This window comes from Pseudomonas sp. ASL7, assembly GCF_056680375.1.
Map to the genome: position 1 here is coordinate 1536395 of NZ_CM155279.1, position 23911 is coordinate 1560305.

Genomic DNA, 23911 nt, shown 5'->3' on the forward strand with positions numbered 1-23911 from the left:
ATTTCGACGGGTGACAGTAATGTGCGGACGCTACTCGATCTACGAGCCCATGGATCACTACCTAAAAGAGCTTGCGTCCAAGCAGCTCGTGATCAATGGCTACGACCTCTGGCCGATCGACCGGTACAACGTGGCACCGACAACCCGTGTCGAGATCATCCGCCCCAGCGGGGAAGGCTTGAGCGTGGACAAGGTACGCTGGGGCTGGTCTCCATTCTGGGCCAAGGGCAAACGCCCCGACCCCATCAACGCCAGAGTCGAGACCGTAATGACGGGCAAATTCTTCAAGCAGCTCTGGCCAAATGGCCGCGCCCTCGCACCGGCGAACGGATGGTATGAGTGGGTCAAAGATCAACGTGATCCGAAAAAGAAGCAGCCCTACTTCATCACGTTGAAAGAGCAGATTCCGATGTTCTTCGCAGGCCTGGCTGAAGTGCATCTCGGACTTGAACCGGACGAGCGCGACGGATTTGTCATCATCACGGCTGCCAGTGATCAAGGCATGGTTGATATCCACGACCGAAAACCATTGGTGTTGGCTCCGGCACATGCCCGGGAATGGATTGACCCGAAGACAACGCCCGAACGCGCGCGAGAAATCGCGCTGGAGCACTGCCGACCCGTTGAGGACTTTCATTGGTATCCCGTTGGCAGGGACATTGGGAACGTGCGCAATCAGGGGCCTCATCTGATGGAACCCCTCTCCTTGCCTTCAAGTGCCGATGACTAGAGAACGCGTGCATTGAAGGACTCTATGGCCCTCCTCCCTCCCGAGAATTTCACCATGCGCACTTACACGATTGAGTACCGATTCAATGGCGAGGCACGCCAGCATTCTTTCGAGCTCGGCCAGACAGATCTTCCTGTTCATGAAGCAGCGATGCATCTGCTCCAACTTCAATTTGGGGACGGCGAGAACAGCCTGATCATGCCAAACGCGGATGCTACGCCAGCAGAGGTGCTGGAACAGGCCGAACTGCTGGGGCTGACGGAGATTGAGGTCGTGGCTCAGGGCTAATGATGTCTAGCCACGGTGATCCGCTGGAGTTTCACTCATGAACCCTGTGACCCCGGATGGCCGCTATTTCGTTGTCAGCGGACAATTGTGGCGATGCTCTAACCCATCGCTTGATGAGCAAGAACGCCAGCGTCTGGTGAGCGACCTTATGGGCGCGCGGCGAGCCGTGAAAGCAGCGAAAGCCTCGGGTGATCCACGTGAGATGACTCTCGCTCGAGCTAGCGTACAGGCGGCCAAAGTGGCACTTGGAGAGCGTGGGCCGGTTTGGTGGATGGATGGATCGCCGGACTTGAACAGGCACAAGGTGGAGAACTCTTCATATGCCGATTGGTACCGCTCACTGAGCGCCACAAAACCTTGATCCTAACTGCGGACTTTTCTGTCTCTGAGTTATCCAATACCGGGATTGCCACTCGGCCTTCAACACTAAACTGCTGCGGCAAAGGACTACGAATGACCTTTTACATCTTTCTCATCGCTTGCTGTGCTGCGGCGAGCACCGGCATCTTTTTCAAGCCAGGCGCTTGGTATGCCTCACTTCAAAAACCTAGCTTCACTCCTCCGAATTGGCTGTTTCCGGTTGCTTGGACGACGATCTATTTGCTTCTCGCGTGGGCAGGATATCGACTGACTCTGATGCCAGGCAGCCAAACAGCATTGGCGCTATGGGCCGCTCAGATAGCGCTGAATACACTGTGGACGCCGGTGTTTTTTGGAGCAAATCGTATCGTCGCAGGCATGATGATCCTCTCGCTGCTATGGCTAGTGGTCGCAGCGATGGTAGTGATGGCATTGCAGCTTGACGTCATGACAGGGCTAATCCTTTTCCCATATCTAGTGTGGCTCACCGTCGCTGCCGCGTTGAATTTCTCGATCCTGCGTCACAATAGGTAAGGAGGTGCAGTGACGTTAGATCGTGATCGAATCTGAGGTTAGTCGGGAGGCTAGACAACCTACCGGGTGACGTTGCGCTGCCTCTCCGGGCCTCAATCTATAATCGCTCTATAATTCCCTATAATCGCTGAAAGTGTCCAAGGCAATTAGCCTGATTTCCATCTGCCACGTCTGGCTGCAGTGGTTCGACTGTAGCCACTCGTGATAGACGGTAATCAGTCATGAACGGACGAATAAGCCGTTGTCGATACGCTTCGGAAGCGGTGTCGACAAAGCCCTATCGCGAGCAAAGGAAGCTCTACTATGGAAAGTAGCCCCACATTGAAGACTCGCCGCCTCGTCCTTACACCCCTTCAGCTGACCGATGCTTCGGCCATTCAGCGATTGTTCCCACATTGGGAAGTGGTGCGTTTTCTCGACTGTCGCGTGCCGTGGCCCTATCCGCCTGATGGCGCGCTGACTTATGTTCGTGACACCGCTCTCCCCGCCATTGCCGCTGGCCACGAATGGCATTGGATGATTCGCCTTGCTGAAGATCCGGCCAACAGCATCGGTAGCATTTGCCTATATGACCAGCCCGGCAACAACCGTGGCTTCTGGCCGGCCCCTCAATGGCAGGGCAAGGGTTATGTTCGCGAAGCCTGTGAAGTCATCAATGCCTATTGGTTCCAAACGCTCGTGCGCCCCGTTATGCAGGTACCCAAGGCGGTGGGCAACCAGGCTTCGCGCAAGGTTTCGGAACGTGAAGGCATGCGGCTGATTGAAACGCAGCCAGGCAACTTTGTCAGTGGGCCGTTACTGAAGGAGATCTGGGAAATGACGCGTGAGGAATGGCTTAGAAAAGAGGCGATTCTCTAAGCCCGTCAAGTGGATGAAATCGAGTGGATTTCGTCATGGATTACGTTCATCAGCCAAGATGGCATCCATTGAGTTCTCTGAGCACGTGATGGTACTGACCCAATCTCCATGGTAATCGCCAATGCTTTTTTCACTGGTATCGAACGGTCGTTCACTTACGCCTAAGCGGCTGGACACAATAATTCCTTGGTAGAGTTTTACCAAGACAGTCCTGGCCGCGACCGACCAGCCGGAGAGGATGCGACTCGTCTTTTAGCCCTATTAGGTAAAGCACGCATTGAGGATTATATGTTTCCGCACAAATGGCCGAAGTCAGCGTTCGTCGCCGGCGACCCCGTACTCGACTTCCTTAATACGGTTGATGCTGAAGGTCGGTCAGATGATCAGAACCGTCTGACAAGCTACAGCTCGCTTCTTGCATGGGGCGAAGCAGCGGGCGTGATCGACGCTACGGAACACAAGGAGATCGTCGAACTAGCTTCAGCGGCTACGGATGACGCAGGACAAGCATTGGCCAATCTGGTGGAGTGGCGCGAAGCGGTATATCGAGTATTCGAATTCATCGCCCAAAACCAGAGCCCACCGGGCGACGACTGGAGGACTGTCGAGACGTCGATCAAAAGAGCAATTTCTGATGGCTTCCTATCGCGGGATGAAAACGGCGACACATGCTGGAAAACACCTCCCGGCGCTATCTATTTGACGACCATCTTGCAGCGACTCGCGCTCGGCTTGCATGAACTGCTCCGCAGCGATTTGGTTGCAAATCTAAAGCAGTGTGAAGGGTGTACCTGGCTGTTTATCGATACGTCGAAAAATCATAGGAGGCGCTGGTGCTCGATGGCGACGTGTGGGAATCGGGCGAAGGTGGAACGGCATTATCAGGCAAAAGCAGCAGCTTATTGTTCCCACGAGTAGAGCACTCGACTCGAGTAAGATAAAGGATTGGGCGCAGCCAAGACGGCAAGCAGCAATCATCTCCCCTACTGAGAAGTCCACGGAGACTAAAGCATCATGGAAGAGACCATCAACTACCGAATGGCAACCATCAAAGATGCTCTGGTCATCAGTGAACTGGGCCAGTTGCTCAATGCCATACACCACGCTGCCAGTCCAGATATCTATGCCGAAGCCACCCCAGAGTTTTCACGTGACCTTCCCCACTGGATGGGCTTTTTCGAGAAAACGGGCCAAATTGCGTTCATTGCAAATCTGGGCAATACGCCTACTGGCTTCATCACTGCCAGCCTGACGACGAGCTCAGGCCCGTTGATGCAGCCGCTGATATTCGTACGCATTGGATCGGTGTGCGTAGCTGAAGAGTATTGGGGCAAAGGCATCGGTCGAGGCCTCGTAAGGCTTGTGAAAGACTGGGCAGTCGAGCAAAAAGCCAAAGATTTAAGGCTGTCGGTGTGGGCCTTCAATGCACGGGCAACTCGCATGTACTCAGGGTTGGGTTTCGAGATCCGAGCATTCGAGATGGGTATGCGCTTGTAAGCGCTTTTCCACCGTGGCGAAAAAAAGTCTGACCGATAGCCAGGGGGATGACCATGGCCATCCGCGACAGACTGAAAACGGAGTTGAGTGGACGCTAGCCAGCTCCACGTCAAACGATCAAGAGGGCTACGGCATGGATGCTATTGTCGATTACTCAAACGAACACCATCGACGTCCCGTCATTGAACTCTGGGAAACCGTATTCGGTTACGAAACCGCGCATAACACGCCAAGCATTGCTATCGACAAGAAACTGGCCGTGTCCGATGGGCTCTTTTTTGTGGCGCTTGTTGGGGATGTGGTCGTGGGCACGGCTCTCGCTGGATACGATGGTCATCGTGGATGGTTATATTCGATCGCGGTGCATCCTTCGCATCGCAGGCAGGGTTTGGGGGCGTCCCTCGTCCGTCACTCTGAAAACACTTTGACCGCGCTAGGCTGCATGAAAATCAACCTACAGATTGTCAGTGCAAATGAGAGAGTCAAAACGTTCTACGAGTCTTTGGGCTACTTGATCGAGCCACGCATTAGTATGGGGAAAAAGGTCGACTCCAATATATTGATATGAGTGGAGCAGCCCTAAGCCCGTTAGGGGTCGATATCAGCCCTTTGTGATTAACGGCGACCCTCCAGCTCTGTTCTTGTGCGTAATTGCATGGACTTGACCACGCATTTGCATTGTCACTGACCAGTCAATTGTATTCGTGCCGACCAACCGCTTGCATTCGACTTGACCAGCACACGCGGTAGAGAGCACCGGCAGAGAACGGCCAAAAGCAGTCACGCTCTCGAGGTTCGCAGTTGCCCAAGAGTTCCACAGTTGTGATGCTGGGTTCGCAGAAAATTAACTAAACTCGCCCGCAAGCATTTCCCGCACCGCCCCTACAAAGTGGGACTCGCCAGGACGAGCAGGTAACAAACTGAACTCGACACCGGGCAATACCGGTAAATGCAGTGCCGATCGACATACCTCTGCCCCAACTGGAATAGCGGATGCATTCAAACAAGCGACCCCCAGCCCTGCTAATAGCGCTGATTGCAACCCTGCGACTCCAGACGCGGAGTGAGCGACCACATAAGGCACGTCGCGGGCCTCTAGGGTCTCTCTGGCGAGGCGCTGTAGATTGCATCCCTGAGGCAGTACCAAAAGTGGCAGAGGAGTATTTTCCTCTCGCTCAAGCTCGAACCCAGCGACCGACACCCAATGCAACGCCTCCCGTCGAACCGATATGCCCTCAGGAAGGCTGCGTCCGTCGAGAATTCGCATTGAGAGGCCGATGTCGAATTCACCCGAATCCGCACCGCTCTCAATTTGCATGCTCTTGCGTACAGACACATGCAGGCGCAGCCGTGGATAGCGTATCCGCAGTTTTTTCAGCAGATCAGCTATAGAACTGGGTAGAAAGTAGTCGGTGATGGCGAGCCGCAATTCACCGGCAAAGGTCACCCCGCGCACGTCTTCGAGGGCGCGATCACTCAAGGTAAGCATTTCTCGCGCATGCACCAACAAGCGTTCGCCAGCCGGTGTTGGCTTTACGCCTTTTTTGCCTCGCTCCAGCAACGTCACCCCTGTGAAGGCCTCAAGCTTGCGCAGTTGCTCGCTTAACGTTGATTGCGACCGACATAGCTTAGGCGCGGCTTCCGCGAGGCTGCCTGAGTCCATCGCAACCACGAAGGATCGCAAGAGTTCAAAGTCGAAAGGGCGCATGCTGATCCTACCGTTTTTCCGATAGATACGATCATATCTTCCGGCTTTTCAGCATTCAACAAGTTACTTACCCTGAGCCAGACATCACATCCAACAAGGATCTCAACATGCCTGGTATTACACTCAAAATTTCTGGCCAGCCGGACATCGCGCTAGTCCAGAGCATCGTCCCCCAGCTAACCGCGCTTACATGTGATGTACTGGAGAAACGCCCGGAACAGACATTCGTGATGGTTCATTTCATACCTCATGAACTGTGGTTCATCAGCAGTCGTTCGCTGGCCGAGCTCGGAAACAACTCGTTCCGCCTGGAAGTCACCATCACTGACGAGACCAACACCAAAGCGCAGAAAGCGCGTTTCCAATATGAGGCTTTTGCGTTATTGGCCGGGGAAATCGGAAACCTGCATCCACACTCAAACATCCATGTCATTGATTGCCGGGCCAGTGCGTATGGCTATGGAGGCATGAGTCAGGAGTTTAAGCATCACCACTCTGTTTCCAAAATTACTAACTCTGGCAATGATGTGTGAGCGAAGGCCGGTCTCTCGAACCGCTACTGGAAACTCCTATCGATGCGGATAGCCCGGAGTAATCAGAGTCCAGCAAGCGTGTCACCTTGCGCACCCACAAGCTCCAGTGGGCAATTCCATAGCTTTCTAGCATCGTTGCAAGCTGATCAAGAACGCCGATCGGATCTTCGGTTTTCGGCCCCATTTCTTGACTTCATCCAAGATGACATACGCCGTGATAGTGGATACGGTGCCGAGTGAGGTGTTGCTAACTTTCAGGAAGATCATGGAAATTCGATCGACGGAAACAACAGACTGGATGCTTTTGAAACAAGTCCGACTCGCCGCGCTTTTGGACACACCAACGGCGTTTGGTGTGAGTTACCAAACTGCCGCCAAATACAATGATGCACAGTGGGAAGAGCGAGCGTCATCAGCCGGAACAGAGTTCTGGTTGGCCTTCGATGGAGACAGGCCGGTCGGAATGATCGGTGCCGGAGTCAGTAGCGCGAATCGCTACAACTTGATCGGGATGTGGGTTGAGCCCGCCGCACGGGGCTCTGGCGCGGCAGCCCGGCTGGTTGAGACAGTAAAAGCTCGCGCTTTGAGTAAAGGCTTTAATCGCGTTTTTCTCAATGTCTCTCCAGGCAACGCCAGGGCTTCGAACTTCTATCTGAAGGAGGGTTTTGCTTTCCTGGATGAATGGGAGCCATTAGAAAGTCATCCGCATATTACGGTTCAGACCATGCTCTGGCTCGGGAACTGATTCGCATCCAGTGAACCTGAAAGATAGGAAAGCATGCATACCTACTACCTCCGGTTGAGTGGTGCAGAAGATGTGGTGTTATGCCGTCTCTCGGCTGAGGCTCGTCTGCGTTACAGGACTATTCCATACCCTACCTCCCCATCCAAGCTAGGCTACCCCAAAAACAGCGCAACCGGATTTGCGAAACCACTCAAGGATAGAAAATGTCAGACGAATTATTCGACACCAGCCGACGGTGCTTACGTACACCGGTAGCACAGGTACTCGATGCTGTTCGATATTTAGATGCTGCAGTATCAGCCCACACGACGGGCCAGGTTGAGCTCGCTGAGCACTTGATCCGAGCAGCAGACATGGACGAAGTCAGGGAATGGACAGAATCGCTGTGGGGAAAAAATAGTCCTTATGTGCAATTCAGGGTCATCCCTCATGCCCCTCCCACATTGCCGAAAATAGACAGAGTCCCGATCAGGATGCCCAATGCGGCTGAGAAAAAGCTGATCCACCTACGGGATGGGTATCACTGCAGGTTTTGCGGCGTGCCAGTCATCAGGCCAGAAATACGGATACACCTTGCACTGAGCTATCCAAATGCGCTGCCCTGGGGGAAGAGCAACCTCGGGCAACATGCTGCCTTCCAAGCATTGTGGGCGCAGTACGACCATGTTCTAGCGCATGCTCGTGGAGGTGATAACAGCCTCGGAAATACCGTATTGACCTGCGCTCCCTGCAATTTTGGCAAGATGAATTACACATTGGAGGAGTTGAATCTTTTCGACCCGCGAGATTTCGAGCCGGTGAAAAGCACCTGGGATGGTTTGGAACGGTTGTTGCGGTGATCTGCTGATCGCTCCCCAACCTCGATTAGACACCGGATGCTGCCGAATACCTGGATGCTTCGGTAGCAGCTGACGCCCATTTCTAGGAAGGATCAAATGGCAGAGAAAGTACACAACTACGAAGTCCAGGTATCTTGGACGGGTAACGAAGGCACAGGGACGTCATCGTATCGCGCCTACAGCCGAGCGCATGCGATCCGGGCAAACGGCCAGACACCGATTGACGGGTCGTCCGATCCCAGTTTCAGGGGAGACTTGACACGATGGAACCCAGAGGAATTGCTTGTAGCCTCTCTGTCCGCACGCCACAAGCTTTGGTACCTAGGCCTATGTGCTGAGAGGCGGGAATTGTGGTCTTGGCATATGAGGACAATGCACAGGGAGCCATGTTCGAAGAAAGCAGCGGCGCCGGCCAATTTACCGCTGTTATTTTGAGGCCAAAGGTAATCTTGGCTTCGGGGTCTGACATTGAAAAGGCTCAGGCACTACACCACGCAGCACATGAAAAATGTTTTATTGCACGCTCGGTTAATTTTCCAGTGACCCATGTACCCGAGATATCAGTGGCTCTGGATTCCTGATCGCGTCCCAATGGTGCCCGCCAAGAAGGGCACTATTTTTTATCGCGGAACTAGCCGCAGTGACCTAACGAACGATGGATTGAAAAAGGCCACCAAAGCGTCGCTGTGGGCTGACCCCAGTCAGCAGGAGCCGGGGCTACTGTGAAGATCACTCAACCCTCATAAACGGAGGCTCGCATACGTTGACATTCCCGTTCAATGCCCTACACCTTTGATAACACCCAGATCAGATTTTCCGGCGGGATAGCCGAACGGGCGGTTGATTGGGCCTTCCGACAATGGACTGCTCCTCTTCCCTGCGAGAAAAGTCATGATCAAAGTGGCGCTGGCTATTTGGGTAATCACCTTAACAATGTGGGTGGGCAGCGTTCGAGCCGACGATGACCCGTTCTCTAAAGGCGGATGTTTTACGGTCGCACAGGCCGATGCCATCATCAAAACCCATTCCGGACAAGTCATCATGAACATGTACGGAGAGAGAAACGACAGTCGATACAAGGATGAATATCGGTGGACGTTCATACACTACAAGGTAGGTGATCAATTTAAGATGGCCTTGTTTGAACGCGACTTGCCGCAGTCTATGTCACCAACCAAGGTATGCGTCTGGTTGCTCCCCAAAACAGAAAACGCCGTATTCAAGAATCCCGCAGCCGGACAACCACCAGCCGAGAACACCATCGCCCCCGTCGACGAGAGGGTAGCTCGGTCACAATGCCCCAAGTGGTTGGGCTTGATGCAGGAGGCTCGTGGCAAACGACTCGAGAAACTCGGCGGCCAATGGGTGACCACTGATGATGCACTGAACTCGATGCGCGAAGTCGCCGGAGTTTCTGCCGCTGGCGAAGAAGAGAAGCGCCTCAAAGAAAATGCGCAATCCGCGAAAGGGGGCGACCCACGTTGCGACAGCTTGGCAGGGATAATTCGGACTCGCAAAGCTGAAGGAATGAAACTGGTGGCGTTATTTTTCGATAAATTTTATGTCGATAACACCGGCAATCAAGCTGTGGACAGCCTTCATACTCTCTTTGTAAGTGACTCAGGCGCTGGAAAATGGCAACTGTATATTTACATTAATGGAGGTGTATCTGCTCTTCAGGCGTCTGGTGATCGGTTCGTGGTTGAGCCTGGAGTCTTCAAAAAATAACCGTCATCCGGCCCCATGCTGCCCCTTGCTCAGGCACTCATTGCTCCTATATGTCAGGAGGAGCAATGAACCGGTTTACTCATGTCATGTGGCGCAGAGCCTTTGAAGCAGCGCTGGATGATCGCGCATCTACCCTCCCCCAATACCCTGCTCGATCAGCATTTTGGCGAACTGCTCACCGTCGACGAGTTCGATGGGTATGCCGGTCGTTTCGGTATATTTCTTAGCAGCGAGAAATGCCGAATCTGCAATAGTTCCTGACGTAATGACCATACCTAGATTGGCATCTGAATCTTCGATACCCCTGATCAATTGCTCAACCACTTGTTCGTTGGCCGCAACACTATTATCCCAATGCTTTGCCTGCACGGCCAATTTATAGAGGAAGGTGTCGGCGACCCGGAAGGTCGCGAGTACATCGGCACCTTTGTCTATACGGCGGGCAACAACCTCCGCCGTTTTAGCCCCCATGCCCATTAACAGATCCTTGATGAGGTGCTCAAAGCCAAAGCTATCCATGTGACCTGATTGCAATTCGTTGACGGTCTCTTTGACCAACCTCGCCTGCAGTTCATCCTTGAAGGATGGCTTGCTACCAGCGATAGCACGCTCGAGGGCGTCCGAAATTTCGTCCAACAGGTCTGTGGCGGAGGCCGATGCCCCTTGAATCTTCATCCTGGATATCAAGGCCGCTTTGGCGTAACTGCGCGGTATGGGATTTTTCCCGTTCAGCCAACGAACTGGGCGGCGGTAGCAGGTATCATCACTCTGCATGTCTGGAAGATAGATCGGATCCCCAGTCACCTCAGCAACATAAAAATTTGAGCCGTACGGAACTACCACTCGATCACCTTCCACCATTTCACGGACAAATCTCCACATATGACCTGCCGCAGACCCTGCGCGGTGGAGAGTTTTGTCATCCGAATAGTGAGCAACACTGAGTAGTTTGCGGAACTGCTGCCAGGACAAATCGTTGTCCAGTAGGCCTTGGGTCGCCGACCAACCTATTATGATCTGATCGTTTTCAAGCGCCTCAGGCACCTTGTCGTTACCACTGGGTGAGATCCGCAAAATAAATGCTTGCATTACAAGTCCTTTTGAAAGATTCCTGACGATCGGGTCGATCGGCATAGTGCCCCAAATCCTGAACATCACCTACCCCAATGACCAATTTCAGATGCTTCTGCATCCTGAGTACTTCATCGGGTATCTGCCACACGTGTGACGAGAACGGCGTTCCGTGCACCATGACGACGGGAGAGCCAGCCCCACCAAGGTGCCCCCAGCGAACAGCCTGGCTCTCGAAATGAAAGATCTCTGATAGAGCTAGCTCGGAAGACATTTAACGCTCATAAACGCTTTTAACGGTTAGATAAGCTATAGTCCTGACTAACCTGTAAAGCAAGCATTGAGGGTTATATGTTTCCACATAAATGGCCAAAATCCGCGTTCGTCGCCGGCGACCCTGTACTGGACTTCCTCAACACCGTTGACGCTCAAGGTCGGTCAGATGATCAGAACCGTCTGACAAGCTACAGCGCGCTCTTGGCATGGGGAGAAGCGGCCAGCGTGATCGACGCTACGGAACGCAGCGAGATCGCCGAGCTGGGCTCTTACATGACTGCTGATTTAGGACAAGCGTTGACCAATCTGATTGAATGGCGGGAAGCGGTATACCAAGTATTCGTAGCCATCGCTAAGAACGAAAGCCATCCTGGCCACCATTGGGAGACGATTGAGACCTCGATCAAGAAAGCAATTTCTTGCGCCGTCCTATCCCGTAATGAAGCAGGTCACGCCTATTGGCAAACGCCGCTGGACACGATGGATTTGACGACTCTTCCACAGAGACTTGCGCTAGGTCTGCATGAGCTTCTTGCCAGCGATTTGGTTGCAAATCTAAAGCAATGCGAAGGGTGTACCTGGGTGTTTATCGATACGTCGAAGAATCATCGGCGACGTTGGTGCAGCATGGCCACGTGCGGGAATCGGGCGAAGTCGCAGCGGCATTATCAGGCGAACGCAGTATCCGAATAATTGCCGATTACGAAGATCTACGTCTCCGTCGGAAGCTTTAAATGAACATCGTGCCTGGTTGTTGCACCGTTTAACCGCCTGTACCGAAAGAAGCCATCGACCAACTGATCAGAAACCTACAAACGTTTGTTGGGCAGAAGCTTAATGCTCTAGCCACTCAGGTAGCGACTTAAAATCATCTATCGAAGCCTGCCATAGGCTACACCCTAATCTCTTGAATTCAATCCTCTTTTGGCATTGTGTAAATAAAGTCTAGCCATACCGACAACACCGTTTGAAATGTATCAAGACTGACCAGCCTTAAAATAATCTTCATCATAAAGCGAATAAATTTTAACCTGCACCTTCGTTATTTCTGCGCCCCACGCCTCGCGACGCCAATCCGCGAATTCAACTTCCGATGCCCTGACTGATTCTATTTGACTTACACCCTCATCCAGCTAAAAGATCGCATGAAATAGCCTAAGACCGCCGTCATCAGTCAAGAGACAAGCGAGCGGACTAACGCCGCCACTATTAAGACTACTTTAAGTGCAGGCAGGTGAAAGTCTTCCAGCTGAGTTCTCCCACGAAAAGCACAATTTCATTTACCCCTCCTAATATAGAGGATAATGGTAACTTTAGGGCTTAAACGCCCTCTCACCTTAACACCACCAGGTGTTGTTCCAGTCGACACATTTGCTTGCAACCACTGACCCTATCTGATCCGAATGGACTATTATAGACGTACCAACAGTTAAGAGGTGAGTGCCTAGCGATTTAGATTAGAGTACACATTCTCTGCATCAAGATTTACTGTCGCATTATCAACATTATTTTCAGTAAGCGCTCTTTTTTGTGTTTCGTATAACGCAGCTCCTTTGCCAAAACCTTATCTTGAAAACCTGAACTTGCTAACAGATTTTCGCGACATAGCGCTGCGGCGGCTATAGCTGAAACTTCCGAGGTCTCTGGACAAAGCTTGAACACCTGTTGCTATACGAGGCACCTCAACAGACACTGGCGAGAGAGTGCATTTTCGGGGGATCCACCGGGGACTATCCTTTTCCCCTCGGGTGCTTAATTGATCCGTAGCCGATTTTACCAATATAAATAACACTACATCGGCATCAATTAATTTACTACCATCAGCTCTGCATTCGCCTACCAACCAAAATATCAATGTATACAGCTTCAACTCTGGCCAGCTTACCTTGCTCGGGTAACTCAGGGGCAAAAAAACAAATCCTCCCCTCACCAACACTAAAACCACTACCATCGTTATCGTAAGAAATATCCATACCCTCGCTGGTCAAAAAACGGACAACCTCATCTACATTCACTCCAAGCAACTGGTGACCCAGCAAGTAAAACTCAGCATTCGGATAATAAAGCTGTACGCCGGAGATCAAATCGCCTGCATCGTACCAAACCTTAAGAGTTGCTCCACCAAACGCGTCAGTAGAGTTCTCCGAGAACACCGTTTTGGGGAGCACTACAAATGGGAGCCCGACTGCGAGCCTGATGCCTTCTCGATCACGAACCCCCAAAAACGCATCTAAACCATCAGATTCGCTATAGTGAAAAACCATAAACTACTCCTTGATGAATTTAGCCGGATCTAACGTTTCGACATAATCCAACATTTGCTTTATTGCTCCATCGTACTTATTACCAAATTTTGAGCGAATATCATCAACATCCATTTGGATTGCCTCATCTAACTTCCCCTCCTGCAGCAACTGCTCCTGTTTAGCTCGATAGGCCTTTGCTTCTGGTGAGCTACCATAACTGGCAGTTAACCTGTGGTCAGCAGGATCCATCTTAATTGCAGGCCCATCCAAACTACTAATTGGCGCACCAGAGTAGCAGCTTTTGGCGGGGCAATGATGAGAATCAAAACCATCGTTCACGGGCGCGGAGGTATCACGGTGAGGGCCTCCCGTTATCGCACCATCGCCGGTAGTGCTATCAATTCCTTTACCCTTGGCAACCGTGATAACTTTACTTGCAACGACACCCTCAGCTGACCCTATCAGCAGCGTGCCCAAGAGCGTTCCGCCGCCCAACCTCCAGGAACCGAGCTCGGTCTTAGGGTCAAGCGGTTTACCCTCTATCCCGTCAGCAACTTCTTTACCTACTGCCGCTGCAAGCTCCCCCTGAACCTTCGCAACAGCCTCACCAAACGAGGTGGCCCCCAGAGCTTTCTGTGCGGCCCACAAGATAAGCCCTTTAGGGCCTTGAGCCGCAGCCAAAACAAGTCCTACCGCTTCCGCTTGGTCAGGGTTTTCTTGAATATATTTGTTAATGTCAGATATACGATCTAGTGCCAATTTGTCGTTGGTGATAGCAGGAAGCGCAACGTTGATATTTTTTTCTGCTAACCCTGCCTCAACCTTGGCGATAAGCTCAGGATCATCTTTGTATATGGCGGCTATCGAGTTTAGGTTCTGGAGAACACCGGCTTGAAATTTCGGATCAGCCAAGGTGGCCTCTGCCTCACTTAAGCTAGCCCCCCCACGAATTAGCCCTTCAAAGGCTTGCTCGGCAATATCCTGACCACCTGCAGCAGTCGCGCCTTTAGGTAATTGTTTTCCGGTGATCGTTTCTATTGCATGCAGACTGAGATTGATTGAAACACCAATTTCCTTGAAGTTGTTAATCGTAGTCTGATCGTAGCTAGCGAGTGCCTTACCCCAAGCTTTAGAGGTTTCAACTGGGCTACTCACCGCGGTTAAAGACGAACCACTGACGTACAGATCCGTACGGCTGCTCTGATCTTTGGTGACTTCGTAAGCCTTGCCGACATCACGGTTTAGCCCTAGCGTCGAATCCGCCCCGCTGTCTTTGTCACTACGTACGACGATCTCGCCAGCACCTACCGTTCCTCGAACAATCTGCTCACGGTCTTTTTGGTAGTCGTAACCACTAAGGCTCCACCCGCTTTCGCCGGTTGTGCCTTTGCCTACCTGGCTAGAGTCCTGTTGGGCATTACCACCAGGGCCATAAGTACCGCCCACGTTCAGGTAGTAACCGTGCTCCTTGTCCTGACCCGCGATGTCACTGAACCCCAACGTGCCGGTGTCCAGTTTGAGATTGCCGTTGTCAGCGGAGAGCAGTGCGCCGTCGATTTGGGTGTGATTTTCGGTGCGGATATCCAGCTGGTCTTTGGCGGTAATGCTGGTCTGTTGTGCCACCCAGTTAGTCTTGCCCGTGGTTTCCCCATAGCCCACAGAGCCGCTGAAACTGCCGCCAAAGCCTACGGTTGCGGTGGCACTGAGATCAAACTCCCGACCTTTGACGCTACCGGTATCGGGCGCTGACGAAACTGTCAGATCACCACCGACCCGACCGATGACCTCATTTCCCCGGAGGTCTGCACCGGCAATGGTCGTGTCCTGACCGCTGGTGAAATTCAGATGAGCCCCAGCATCGAGGTTGGCTTGTTGTTGTTGCTGACCTTCGCGTTCGAGATCGCCCATCCCGAAGTTGACGCTGCCATAGACGCCAATGCCGCCAGGCCCAACGGCAATTCCTGCTTCGCCACCCAGGTTGTGTCGCTCGTTGTCACTGGAACTGGCGTTCTGGGCGGAGAGAATGTTCAGGTCGTTACCGGCGGACAGATTGATGTCCCGCCCGCTCTGAACTTGAGTACCCACCAACGTCAGGTCATTGCTCGCGTCCAGGTTGACGTCGCGACCGGCGCTTAACTGCGCAGCATCTGAAGTGCCTTGGCTGGAGGTGCCGCTAGCGACCCCCATGCTACCGCCCACACCCAGTTTGAAACCGCCGCTGGTACCGCCATGTACGCCGCCGGTGTGCTGGCCTTCGTTACTGTTCTGAGTGGAAACTCCCTGAGCCACGTCGATAACGACATCGCGACCCTTCACATTGATGTCCCAGCCCGCGTCGAGCTGACCGCCATGCACGCTGACGTCGTTGCCAGCGGTCAGGTTCAGGTTTCCGCCGGCATCCAGGGTGGATACCCGATTGCTCTGTTCGCCAAGTTGCTGGCTGGCACTTTGACCGGTAGTGCCGAGGCGTAGATCGGCAGTGGGGCCACTAAGAAACTGTCCTATTGCGTCGACTGACTTCAGAACGCTGGAACCCTGGCTGATGGCATTGTCGCCCTTACCGGTGCCCTTAAGCGCATCAGACGTGTTCCCAAGGTTGTGGTTGAGGGTAACGCCGAGGCCTTGACGCTGTTCCTCTTGCTCCTGCTCCTGCTGACGCATTTCACGCGTGGCATCGATATCGATATCGCGCCCGGCGCTGAGGCTGATGTCGTTGTCGGCCTGGAGATCGGAGCCTGACTGATAGATATCGCGAACCGCTTTGATGTTCAGGTCTTGCCCGGCCTGGATCAGGCTGGCCGAGGCAGTGCTTGATGTGTCGAGCGTCTTGCCCTGCAGTTGATCGTTGCCGATGAACACCGACACGCCGTTGCGATCGCTGGAAAAACCAATGCCGGTTTTACTTTGGCTGCTCCAGGATCCATTACCTTGCGAGTCTTGGGCGGCAACGATATTTACATCACGCCCGGCATCGAGGTTGGCGCTGCCTCCAGCACTGACCGTACTACCCGCAACGTTGATGTCACGCGCCGATTGCAGCGTGACATCTCCTCCGGCGGTAATCTGACTGCCCACACTGGTGCTGCTTTGAGCTTGTTTACCGCCTTGCTGTTCGGACGCTACCGAGAGCATGCCGCCGGAAAAAGAAAAGCCGACTTTACTTGATTGCTTTTGTGATTGGCTGTCCGCCGTGTTGCTGGCCGACTCCAGGTTGATGTCACCGGTTTTGGTAATTATCCCGGCGTGCAGTTCCACATCATTTTGGGCATCGACATTACTCGCTCGCAGATTCACATCGTTGCCAGCGGCAATCACCGCATCGTGGCCCGCACTCAGTTCGCTGGCGACTTGGGTGGTACTGGACTCTGATTGGCTCTTGGCGCTTTTTGATAGACCGCCAAATCCGGACTTGCTGCTCGCGCTGGAAGCACTGTGTTCATTGGCATCCGAGACGACTGTTACATCGCCCGTTGCTCCGACCAACAGGTCATTGCCGGCCTTGAGCTGGCTACCGATGACATTGACATCACGACCACCATCAATACTCAGATGGCCATCGGCGGACTCGCTGGTATTGAGGGTAAGGTTATGTCCCGCCTCGACCACCGAAGCGACACTGGTCGTATCATCGTGTTGGTTCTGCGTGGTTTTGCTGCGACCAAAGGAACCGGACTTTTTCTTCGAATAAAAGGACGAGTCTTCATTCGCAGCCGACACCACGTTGATATCGCGTTCTGCGTCAAGCGCAACGCTACCCTGAGCCCCCACTTTACTGGCGATGAGGGTCAGATCGTTGCCCGCACTGAGCGTCACATTGCCGCCAGCAGTCAGCGTCGTCGATACCTGGCTGACGTAGTCTGTCTGCTGAGTGACGTGATGGGTCTTCGAGTAGAAGTAGGCCTCGTTTGCGGCAGAGCTGAGCGTCAGGTTATCGACGGCGGCCACAGCGATGTTTCGCGTGGCATCAATCTGGCTCGCGACGGCGGTGACGTCACGCCCGGCTTTGATTGACAGATCCCCACCGGCGTTGACGCTGCCACTTAATTGGGCGGTGTGGTCGTCGGTGTATTTAGTGCCAACGGTGTAGTTGTTTTCCGTTTGCGCCGACACGAGGTTGACGTCGCGACCCGCTGTGATTGTGGTGTCGCGGCCGCTCTGCAGCACGCTACCCACGTTGTTGACGTCACGACCCGCTTGAATGCTCAGGTCGTTGGCCGCTGTGATCCTCGCGACACTGTCGGCGTAGTCGTTGCTGGTGCTGCGGTAACCGTCGGAGGCTTGGGCGGTGGTGACGGTGCGTTCGTTGATCACGTCGCCGCTGACGGTGGTCAGGCTGACGTCGCGGCCGGCGATGATGCCACCCGCTTTGTTCGTCAGGTCGTTGCCAGCGAGCAGGTCAAGGCGGCCGCTGGCTTGGAGCAGGCCGCTGTTGACCATGTCATTGCCGGCAGTAGCGGCCAGATTATTGGTGGCTTTGAGCGTGCCGGCGTTGTCGAGGTTCTGGCCGGCGATCAAGGTGACATCGCGTCCTTGGATCAACGCACCATTGGGTGCGAGGTTGTTATCGGCCTGGGCCAGGTAGACCACAGGCACCAACACGTGTTGGCCGTCGACCACTTGGTCTTCCATCCACACGATGTCGTGGGTCAGCGCGGCGACTTGCTCGGACGTGAGGCTGACGCCCACGGTCAGATTCAGTGCGTCCTTGCTGGCGATGGCGTTGTCCATCAGGTACTTGAGCTGGGCCTCGTTGGAGGTCTGGCCGTCGATGAAGGCTTGGCCGGTACGGGCAACGATGGCCTGATCCACCAGACGCTGTTCGTAGAGGCCATCGCCCAAACGTTTTTCGCTGTCGTCCGGGTTGTAACCCAGCGCCGAGAGCATGTAGTCCGAGCTCATGAACTGCTTGAGGTCAGTGAGTGCCGGGTTGGTTTCGATCAGGTATTTCTTTGGTTGCGACGGCGTGGCGCTGCTCGGCAGGCCTTGTACGCGGGTCAGGCTGGTGCTGCCACCGGTGGTGGTTGATTGATGTTGACCGGTGCTGACGCTGGCGCCACCCACCGTCCAGGTTGGGCTGCTGCCACTTGGGGTATCGGTGCCCTGCCCGCTCAGGCGGAACAGGCCGTTTTGACCGGTTGGTAGGCTGAATCCTGGAAGCGTGGTGGGGTTGACTTGTTGCTGTGCCAAGTCGGGCGGCAGTTGGGCGTTGAGGCTGACTACCGTGGGCGCTGGGTGACCACTGAGTTGGGTTGAGCCGACGCGCGATGGATCGACGTTCAGGGCCATGCCTTCGCGGATCACACTGTTGGTGAGGTTTTGCGAGGCGGTGATGCTGACCGCACCACCGGCTTGGACTACGGCGTTGGCGTAGGTTGATGGGCTGATGCTGATTTCAACCTGATTGAACGGTGTGGCGTTTTGAATATCATCCGGTATGGCCGCGGCCACACCGTCGCCGTAATGAGCTAATGCAAAATCACCTGCTTTATCTGTATCGACAAAGATCGAGCCAAAGCGAATGCCGTGATCCGTATTTTTGCCGCCAAGACGATTCTGTACAGCTATTACGGATTCGACGCCAGAACTGTTCCAGAAGTGGATGTTAGGGTTTACGAAGTCAGGGTCGCTACCAACCGGCTGGGCATAGGCAGGGTCATAGGCGGCGTTGTAAGCCATGATCTGTTGCCAAAACCATAAGGCACCACTCTGTTGCCCCTTTGTAAGCGCTATGTCGCGAACCACGCTGTAGTCGCCTACAGAAGCACCTTGGTTGGTGAATGTCTGCAGGTTCAGGGTCAGGTTGTTTCCGGCACTGAGGGTCGATGCCTGGTTGCTAAGGTCTCCACCATTGACTATGAAGCTTCTCCCGGCAGTGATGCTGGATGAAGCCGAATCCTGAACGATCTGCGAGCTGTAGTTTTCGACCCAGACTGCATAGCTATCCGAGGGTGCGGAAAAAAGATCACCTGTCCCGGAGCAGGCGTAACACTCCACGCCTATATAACTACTCAGCAACCCACCCACCGCCTCAAACACATCCTTCCTGTTCTCAATGTGCCCCGCCGCCAGCGTCATATCCCCCACGCTCTCAATCGTTGCCGACACGTTGGCAATCGATGAACTCCAACTACCGCTGTCGTCCTTGGCGATGTTGATGTTGCCGAGGCTGTAGACGTCGGCGTAGCGGTTGGTGAAGGTGTCGGTGCGCAGCGCCATGTCGCCGCCGCTGAAGATCAGGCCGTTCTGGTTGAGGATGGTTGGGGCGTTGATGCGCAGATTGGCGCCACTGCCCAGAGTGCCTTGGTTATTGAGGCTGGCGGTGTTGACGGTTACGCGACCGAAATCAGCAACGTTTGCCACCAAATTTCAATGGCCTATCCTAAACGTGGAGACTTGCCGTTAAAGATGGCGAAACCATCGGCCCGTCGAAGCCTAGCCCTGTGTGACCCGCCTCTGACGCGGAGTATGACCGCCAAATTTCGCTCATCCCTTGAACCATGCGAGCGATCAGTATACTGTTCATATATACAGCTTAAATGGGTTGAGCGACTATGGACGAGATTATTGCCGACGAGACATTCACGCCTTTTCAGACCTTTCAGGAGATGAGCGAGCATCGATGCAACTTGTTGCAATCCGAGCTTGATGAGACCAACCGCGAACTCCGTGCATGCCGGCAACGCATTGCATTTTTGGTCGTTCAGCACGGGCAGGACAGCAACGAATTGTCGCGGCTTAAAAGTGAGTTAGCCCGAACTGCACGCGAACTTTCGCAGACACAGTCAGAGGTGTGCCAGGCGAAAAGTGAATGACAAGGCCGAAAGCTCATTGATCATTATGACAACCTGAGGGCCCTCCCGCCGCATCCCCTGTCCGGATTGGTTGGAACACTCGCCAGTCGCATTCCTAACCCGGTCGGCCATTGATCGCGCCCAAGCCCCTCATTACTTTCTCGGAGGCTTCTTGTTGAATGGCAGAAAAGAGATCTTCGGTGTACACGTCTTTTTGGCATGGTTGATTAAGAGTCCCTCCTCTTTGCCGTATTTGAGTCTGGTCGGAAAACTCGATCAATCGCCTCCACGGCGACTACAGCCCTAAATCTCGTTCCAGCAGATCTGCTTTCATTTCATCATTGGCCAAACCGCCCATCAGACTGTGCAACTGCAACTGATCTCTCAAATGCATTTTCAAACGAAACCTAAGCTCGACGTAGTCTGCTGAAGGGCCGGCATAGATATCATGACGTTTCAGCGCATCACGTAGCACCCTGACACCCATCATGCCAATCCCAGATGCGTGTAACCGCACGATAGGATCGAACCCGGGCTCTCTCTTGAAACCGTCGACCGTCTCTTCAATCAGTCGCACAAACGCTGACGTATCACACGTTTGCTGCGCCAAGTGCCATACCTCAAACTCAAGTTCGTCAGTCATCAGCCTTCCCTCCCTATGCCCGCATCCCACCCGCGCCGAAGTTGTCCAAAATGGGTATTTTTTAAAAAAAGGGGGCGGTTATTTGGAGTCAAACGGGGAAGCAGCGGCTGCCGCCGCTGAGATAACGATTTTGCCAAGCCCAAAGGGCAGCAGTTCGTCAGCGCCAGACAGAATGAACGCAGGAAGAACTAACGCAGGAGCAACAGCAAAAGCGAACGGCCCCCTTTTCCTCGATGTGTTCTCCGAAAGCAGGGTCTTCGAGATCGCTGCTTTTTTGTTGTCCTCAAATATAAAGATCCGTCGCACAAAAATTTTTTCAAGGGGCACATTGAAAATATATTTTTGTTGACATGGCAGAAGCAGAGGATTGCAGACGCCTGCCAGTACACCTCGCCCGATCAAACGGACGCTGTCGGATGCCTAGTTCCCGTTTTTATCCAATGTATGGATAAGCGATCCTCGCCCGCGCAGTGTCGGATCGAAATCCAGGCTACATGAGCTTTCCTGGAGCATGGAAGGCGGGCCGGCCAGGACTACCTGCGGGAATGCCAAAGCTAGCCTGGATTTTCAGAGCGTCTGCGGCGTTGAAATCCACCGGACTAAGGTGAGATAGGCTTATCTTAAGGCCGAACTTCTTGAATACAGCTTCCAGGGTCGCGAGAGTCGGATTGCCGCGATCGACTTCCAGCTGCGACAGGGCCCGCTTTGAGATCTTACTGGCCATCGCGAACCGCTCCTGGGTCACGCCCAAGAGATCTTCACGAAGACGCTTAACGGCACCGCCAAGCGTCAACTTTCCCTGAGCGACCTCATTAGCCACTGCCTGAATGTAGGCTTTGCGCTCTTCTAACGTCATATCTTTCACATCAACCCCCATTCCTTCGGGCGAATATCCAGATTTGTTAAACGGAATGCTCTTCGCATTACGAACGCTATCCGGCAGGTTCACGAGTACCTTGGCCCGGCATCCACACCGTATGCTCGTCGCAACGGACGCTAACCCAGCGAGCCCCTACCATCCGCCCCTGCCGACCACATACTTCGCAAATCGACAATGATGCCTCTTGTGATTCGTCGACAGCAGCGCGACACCAGTCGTCACCACCCTGATAGTAGAAACGCAATCCGCCAAATTTTTCTTTGACCTGTCGTATTAACACGGGAGGCACATCAGGGTTTACACCGAGGTGATCCGCAAGGCTTTGACAGAGTTCGTCAATCAAGCCCAACCACCCTGGGTAGCAACCTATTTCCCGCAGATGCTCACTGGAAAACATCTCGGGATAGCGCCCTCGCAACAACGGCAGCAGGTCTTCCGTCACGAACCACCCCCGCTCAATGCACGGCGAACCAGCGGATCTCGCAGTGCGGCTAACCCAGGCGAGTTCATAAGCTGTCTCGCGCCACGACTGGCGAGTCCACCCAGCGTGTTTTTGCTTTCAAAAGAGCCGGCGTTGACCAGCCCGTGTGGTCAGGACAGCTCAGGCTAAATCGCCGTTTTCCAATCCGCTTTCCCTTCCCACCACATACCTTGCAAATGACCAGGGAAGTCTTCATCGCCTTGTCTATCATTTGCCGGCGGACATCATCACCACTGCGATAGTAAATCCGCAGCCCGCCCCACTTTTCTTTTACCCGTACCATCAGGATCGCTGGAACGTCATGATGCTCACCTAGGTTGCCCAGGAGCGACTGACAGAGTTTGACGAGCAGCACCCACCAGCCTGGCATAAATGCAATTTCGCGGATGACCAGGTTATCCAGCAGAAGGCGGTGTCGCCCCTGCGAAATCAGCGTCAGATCATTGTCCATCGTCAACCCGAAATTCGCCGCCGCAATGCTGCGACAACTCGAATACTGCAGGTAATTCGGCAGACTTGCGGGAACCTCTACCCGCAAGCACGTAGAGGATGTTTTCTGTTAAAAAAAAACAGTCTTCGTAGCTGGCTTGAAAACCAGAGAGCACGCCACTGTGCATCTCGCCTGCCGCTTCGCTGTCGCTAACAATAGTATTGGCGTACAACACAGTAGGTTGCAGCCCATTTCCTCTAATCAGGTCATCGTGTCGTTCGGTCAATTCAACGTCGATGATCATCCAATTTCTGACGATGCAAAACGGCCTAGACCCAAAGGTTTCCCGGGTAACCTGCAGCAGCTTTTCGTCTGTAAGTTTTGATCCATACAACGTGTGGGCTGGGCCATAAAGAAGATCACCCAGTAGTTCAATATCCAAAAATATCTGCCTTACCTAGTCTAAAAAAGCGGGAACACACTGTTGTTGTCCCTCGTGTCGCTCAGCTAATGATCGCCAACACTGCCTCGACGCTGGCCTTTTTCCTCATGCCAGGCCCCATCAGCACATAGGTTGTGTTCTTCGTTTCAAACAGGAAGCCTTGGGTGAGCGATCGCTGGAATGTGCTCCGCACCCAATCGCCTGGGCTGCGCTTACCACCGCTGTGAAGAACGACATCGGCGGCATAAAGTACATGAGGCGACAATCCATCTGCCGCAAGTGAAGCCAGGTAATCTTCAGTGACCTCCACCTCAATAATGCTCCACGCTCGAACCAAACAATATGGACGGCCACTGAAACACATGATCGCCTCTACCTCGGCTTCAACTTGTCCCCCGTCAAAGCCTTCTGCAGGTTCGCCACTGCTATCCAGCAGAGCTGCAACTTCCTGCAAAATATCAGTCATGCGAATGCTCCTTCATAGTGAGGTACTTGAGTCGCTCAATCGCCTGAGTGAAATTAAGTCCGGCCAGACGAGATTGTTTGAGGCTTGTGGTAATCAGGATCGACAGCGATGGCAGCCCTATGCTGTCCACACCGCTCCAGTCCAAAACTTCAGCAGCGCCGTTAGACCCAGTTTCAGCGCAGCGGACAAGTTGGGCGGCACGACGTCGAGCATGAAGATAGCCAGGTTGATTCAGAACCTCCTCTGCATCAACCGAGACCCTTCCACCCCTCATGGTTAGGGTTTTCAATGCCTTGATCGAATTCGAGACCCCCTGCTCTTCTGGGGTCAGAGCCTTCACGTTCCAGAACCAAAAATTCATACCT

The 23911-nt window shown here is 53.6% G+C and carries 24 protein-coding genes; 14 read left to right on the plus strand and 10 right to left on the minus strand.

Translation table 11 applies throughout. The annotated features are described in order from the left end of the window. The first annotated feature begins 19 nt into the window (after positions 1–19). From AC1MDT_RS06995 to AC1MDT_RS07030, 8 genes are all read left to right on the plus strand, one after another. Entirely contained in the window at positions 20–730 is a 711-nt protein-coding gene (locus AC1MDT_RS06995; RefSeq protein WP_480421333.1) for an SOS response-associated peptidase, read from the plus strand. A gap of 54 nt (positions 731–784) precedes the next feature. Next, positions 785–1018: a hypothetical protein gene (locus AC1MDT_RS07000; RefSeq protein ID WP_480421334.1), complete on the plus strand. Its 234-nt coding sequence runs from the start codon at positions 785–787 to the stop codon at positions 1016–1018. Between the two features lie 37 nt (positions 1019–1055). After that, the gene (locus AC1MDT_RS07005; RefSeq protein WP_480421335.1) at positions 1056–1379 is read left to right on the plus strand and encodes a hypothetical protein; all 324 of its coding nucleotides are present in this window, start codon (positions 1056–1058) and stop codon (positions 1377–1379) included. A 92-nt stretch (positions 1380–1471) separates the two neighbouring features. Next, positions 1472–1912 carry a tryptophan-rich sensory protein TspO gene (tspO, locus tag AC1MDT_RS07010; RefSeq protein ID WP_480421336.1) on the plus strand — a complete coding sequence of 147 codons (441 nt, stop codon included), beginning with the start codon at positions 1472–1474 and terminating at the stop codon, positions 1910–1912. A gap of 303 nt (positions 1913–2215) precedes the next feature. Further along, positions 2216–2770 (plus strand): GNAT family N-acetyltransferase, encoded by a 555-nt coding sequence (locus tag AC1MDT_RS07015; protein WP_480421337.1) that lies wholly within the window; start codon positions 2216–2218, stop codon positions 2768–2770. Between the two features lie 288 nt (positions 2771–3058). Then, complete coding sequence (locus tag AC1MDT_RS07020) at positions 3059–3688, plus strand: CGNR zinc finger domain-containing protein (protein ID WP_480421338.1); 630 nt, start codon at positions 3059–3061, stop codon at positions 3686–3688. A gap of 96 nt (positions 3689–3784) precedes the next feature. Beyond that, positions 3785–4267: a GNAT family N-acetyltransferase gene (locus tag AC1MDT_RS07025; RefSeq protein WP_480421339.1), complete on the plus strand. Its 483-nt coding sequence runs from the start codon at positions 3785–3787 to the stop codon at positions 4265–4267. A 133-nt stretch (positions 4268–4400) separates the two neighbouring features. After that, positions 4401–4835, plus strand: a complete 435-nt coding sequence (locus tag AC1MDT_RS07030; RefSeq protein ID WP_480421340.1) for a GNAT family acetyltransferase — start codon at positions 4401–4403, stop codon at positions 4833–4835. A gap of 276 nt (positions 4836–5111) precedes the next feature. Here the strand turns inward: AC1MDT_RS07030 and AC1MDT_RS07035 are convergent, their stop codons facing one another. Continuing rightward, positions 5112–5975, minus strand: a complete 864-nt coding sequence (locus tag AC1MDT_RS07035; RefSeq protein ID WP_480421341.1) for a LysR family transcriptional regulator — start codon at positions 5973–5975, stop codon at positions 5112–5114. Between the two features lie 107 nt (positions 5976–6082). Here AC1MDT_RS07035 and AC1MDT_RS07040 point away from each other — a divergent pair, with 107 nt between their 5' ends. The 4 genes from AC1MDT_RS07040 (at position 6083) to AC1MDT_RS07055 (ending at position 9820) form a co-directional block, all read left to right on the plus strand. Continuing rightward, positions 6083–6508, plus strand: coding sequence for a tautomerase family protein (locus AC1MDT_RS07040; RefSeq protein ID WP_480421342.1), 426 nt, complete (start codon positions 6083–6085; stop codon positions 6506–6508). Positions 6509–6773: 265 nt separating this feature from the next. Next, positions 6774–7253 carry a GNAT family N-acetyltransferase gene (locus tag AC1MDT_RS07045; RefSeq protein WP_480421343.1) on the plus strand — a complete coding sequence of 160 codons (480 nt, stop codon included), beginning with the start codon at positions 6774–6776 and terminating at the stop codon, positions 7251–7253. Positions 7254–7456: 203 nt separating this feature from the next. Continuing rightward, entirely contained in the window at positions 7457–8092 is a 636-nt protein-coding gene (locus AC1MDT_RS07050) for an HNH endonuclease (protein ID WP_480421344.1), read from the plus strand. A gap of 891 nt (positions 8093–8983) precedes the next feature. Next, the gene (locus AC1MDT_RS07055) at positions 8984–9820 is read left to right on the plus strand and encodes a hypothetical protein (protein WP_480421345.1); all 837 of its coding nucleotides are present in this window, start codon (positions 8984–8986) and stop codon (positions 9818–9820) included. Between the two features lie 129 nt (positions 9821–9949). Here the strand turns inward: AC1MDT_RS07055 and AC1MDT_RS07060 are convergent, their stop codons facing one another. After that, complete coding sequence (locus tag AC1MDT_RS07060; RefSeq protein WP_480421346.1) at positions 9950–10954, minus strand: restriction endonuclease; 1005 nt, start codon at positions 10952–10954, stop codon at positions 9950–9952. Positions 10955–11242: 288 nt separating this feature from the next. Here AC1MDT_RS07060 and AC1MDT_RS07065 point away from each other — a divergent pair, with 288 nt between their 5' ends. Further along, complete coding sequence (locus AC1MDT_RS07065) at positions 11243–11860, plus strand: CGNR zinc finger domain-containing protein (protein WP_480421347.1); 618 nt, start codon at positions 11243–11245, stop codon at positions 11858–11860. 1127 nt (positions 11861–12987) lie between these two features. Here AC1MDT_RS07065 and AC1MDT_RS07070 read toward each other — a convergent pair. Next, positions 12988–13431: a hypothetical protein gene (locus AC1MDT_RS07070; protein ID WP_480421348.1), complete on the minus strand. Its 444-nt coding sequence runs from the start codon at positions 13429–13431 to the stop codon at positions 12988–12990. Between the two features lie 3 nt (positions 13432–13434). Then, complete coding sequence (locus tag AC1MDT_RS07075) at positions 13435–19773, minus strand: hemagglutinin repeat-containing protein (RefSeq protein ID WP_480421349.1); 6339 nt, start codon at positions 19771–19773, stop codon at positions 13435–13437. 191 nt (positions 19774–19964) lie between these two features. On the opposite strand from AC1MDT_RS07075, the gene AC1MDT_RS07080 reads away from it, so the two are divergent. Next, positions 19965–20225 carry a hypothetical protein gene (locus AC1MDT_RS07080; RefSeq protein ID WP_480421350.1) on the plus strand — a complete coding sequence of 87 codons (261 nt, stop codon included), beginning with the start codon at positions 19965–19967 and terminating at the stop codon, positions 20223–20225. Between the two features lie 274 nt (positions 20226–20499). Here AC1MDT_RS07080 and AC1MDT_RS07085 read toward each other — a convergent pair whose 3' ends face one another. The 6 genes from AC1MDT_RS07085 to AC1MDT_RS07110 all read right to left on the minus strand — a co-directional run bounded on the left by AC1MDT_RS07085 (position 20500) and on the right by AC1MDT_RS07110 (position 23907). Continuing rightward, positions 20500–20847, minus strand: a complete 348-nt coding sequence (locus tag AC1MDT_RS07085) for a hypothetical protein (protein WP_480421351.1) — start codon at positions 20845–20847, stop codon at positions 20500–20502. Positions 20848–21337: 490 nt separating this feature from the next. Beyond that, positions 21338–21796 carry a helix-turn-helix domain-containing protein gene (locus AC1MDT_RS07090; RefSeq protein ID WP_480421352.1) on the minus strand — a complete coding sequence of 153 codons (459 nt, stop codon included), beginning with the start codon at positions 21794–21796 and terminating at the stop codon, positions 21338–21340. Between the two features lie 437 nt (positions 21797–22233). Then, positions 22234–22659 (minus strand): hypothetical protein, encoded by a 426-nt coding sequence (locus tag AC1MDT_RS07095; RefSeq protein WP_480421353.1) that lies wholly within the window; start codon positions 22657–22659, stop codon positions 22234–22236. After that, on the minus strand, positions 22649–23080 hold the full coding sequence (locus AC1MDT_RS07100) for a DUF6957 family protein (protein ID WP_480421354.1): 432 nt from the start codon (positions 23078–23080) through the stop codon (positions 22649–22651). The genes AC1MDT_RS07095 and AC1MDT_RS07100 overlap by 11 nt, the downstream gene beginning before the upstream one ends. Positions 23081–23141: 61 nt before the next feature. Beyond that, on the minus strand, positions 23142–23546 hold the full coding sequence (locus AC1MDT_RS07105; protein ID WP_480421355.1) for a DUF6957 family protein: 405 nt from the start codon (positions 23544–23546) through the stop codon (positions 23142–23144). Next, positions 23539–23907, minus strand: coding sequence for a hypothetical protein (locus AC1MDT_RS07110; protein ID WP_480421356.1), 369 nt, complete (start codon positions 23905–23907; stop codon positions 23539–23541). The genes AC1MDT_RS07105 and AC1MDT_RS07110 overlap by 8 nt, the downstream gene beginning before the upstream one ends. Positions 23908–23911: the final 4 nt, after the last annotated feature.

Excerpts from the sequence above, each read along its gene's own strand:
- AC1MDT_RS07095 (WP_480421353.1), bottom strand. The coding sequence starts at position 22,659 with ATGGACAATGATCTGACGCTGATTTCGCAGGGGCGACACCGCCTTCTG.
- AC1MDT_RS07070 (WP_480421348.1), bottom strand. The coding sequence starts at position 13,431 with ATGGTTTTTCACTATAGCGAATCTGATGGTTTAGATGCGTTTTTGGGG.
- tspO (WP_480421336.1), top strand. The coding sequence starts at position 1,472 with ATGACCTTTTACATCTTTCTCATCGCTTGCTGTGCTGCGGCGAGCACC.
- AC1MDT_RS07015 (WP_480421337.1), top strand. The coding sequence starts at position 2,216 with ATGGAAAGTAGCCCCACATTGAAGACTCGCCGCCTCGTCCTTACACCC.
- AC1MDT_RS07020 (WP_480421338.1), top strand. The coding sequence starts at position 3,059 with ATGTTTCCGCACAAATGGCCGAAGTCAGCGTTCGTCGCCGGCGACCCC.
- AC1MDT_RS07035 (WP_480421341.1), bottom strand. The coding sequence starts at position 5,975 with ATGCGCCCTTTCGACTTTGAACTCTTGCGATCCTTCGTGGTTGCGATG.
- AC1MDT_RS07105 (WP_480421355.1), bottom strand. The coding sequence starts at position 23,546 with ATGACTGATATTTTGCAGGAAGTTGCAGCTCTGCTGGATAGCAGTGGC.
- AC1MDT_RS07085 (WP_480421351.1), bottom strand. The coding sequence starts at position 20,847 with ATGACTGACGAACTTGAGTTTGAGGTATGGCACTTGGCGCAGCAAACG.
- AC1MDT_RS06995 (WP_480421333.1), top strand. The coding sequence starts at position 20 with ATGTGCGGACGCTACTCGATCTACGAGCCCATGGATCACTACCTAAAA.
- AC1MDT_RS07060 (WP_480421346.1), bottom strand. The coding sequence starts at position 10,954 with ATGCCGATCGACCCGATCGTCAGGAATCTTTCAAAAGGACTTGTAATG.
- AC1MDT_RS07065 (WP_480421347.1), top strand. The coding sequence starts at position 11,243 with ATGTTTCCACATAAATGGCCAAAATCCGCGTTCGTCGCCGGCGACCCT.
- AC1MDT_RS07005 (WP_480421335.1), top strand. The coding sequence starts at position 1,056 with ATGAACCCTGTGACCCCGGATGGCCGCTATTTCGTTGTCAGCGGACAA.
- AC1MDT_RS07080 (WP_480421350.1), top strand. The coding sequence starts at position 19,965 with ATGGACGAGATTATTGCCGACGAGACATTCACGCCTTTTCAGACCTTT.
- AC1MDT_RS07045 (WP_480421343.1), top strand. The coding sequence starts at position 6,774 with ATGGAAATTCGATCGACGGAAACAACAGACTGGATGCTTTTGAAACAA.
- AC1MDT_RS07000 (WP_480421334.1), top strand. The coding sequence starts at position 785 with ATGCGCACTTACACGATTGAGTACCGATTCAATGGCGAGGCACGCCAG.
- AC1MDT_RS07025 (WP_480421339.1), top strand. The coding sequence starts at position 3,785 with ATGGAAGAGACCATCAACTACCGAATGGCAACCATCAAAGATGCTCTG.
- AC1MDT_RS07055 (WP_480421345.1), top strand. The coding sequence starts at position 8,984 with ATGATCAAAGTGGCGCTGGCTATTTGGGTAATCACCTTAACAATGTGG.
- AC1MDT_RS07050 (WP_480421344.1), top strand. The coding sequence starts at position 7,457 with ATGTCAGACGAATTATTCGACACCAGCCGACGGTGCTTACGTACACCG.
- AC1MDT_RS07110 (WP_480421356.1), bottom strand. The coding sequence starts at position 23,907 with ATGAATTTTTGGTTCTGGAACGTGAAGGCTCTGACCCCAGAAGAGCAG.
- AC1MDT_RS07030 (WP_480421340.1), top strand. The coding sequence starts at position 4,401 with ATGGATGCTATTGTCGATTACTCAAACGAACACCATCGACGTCCCGTC.
- AC1MDT_RS07040 (WP_480421342.1), top strand. The coding sequence starts at position 6,083 with ATGCCTGGTATTACACTCAAAATTTCTGGCCAGCCGGACATCGCGCTA.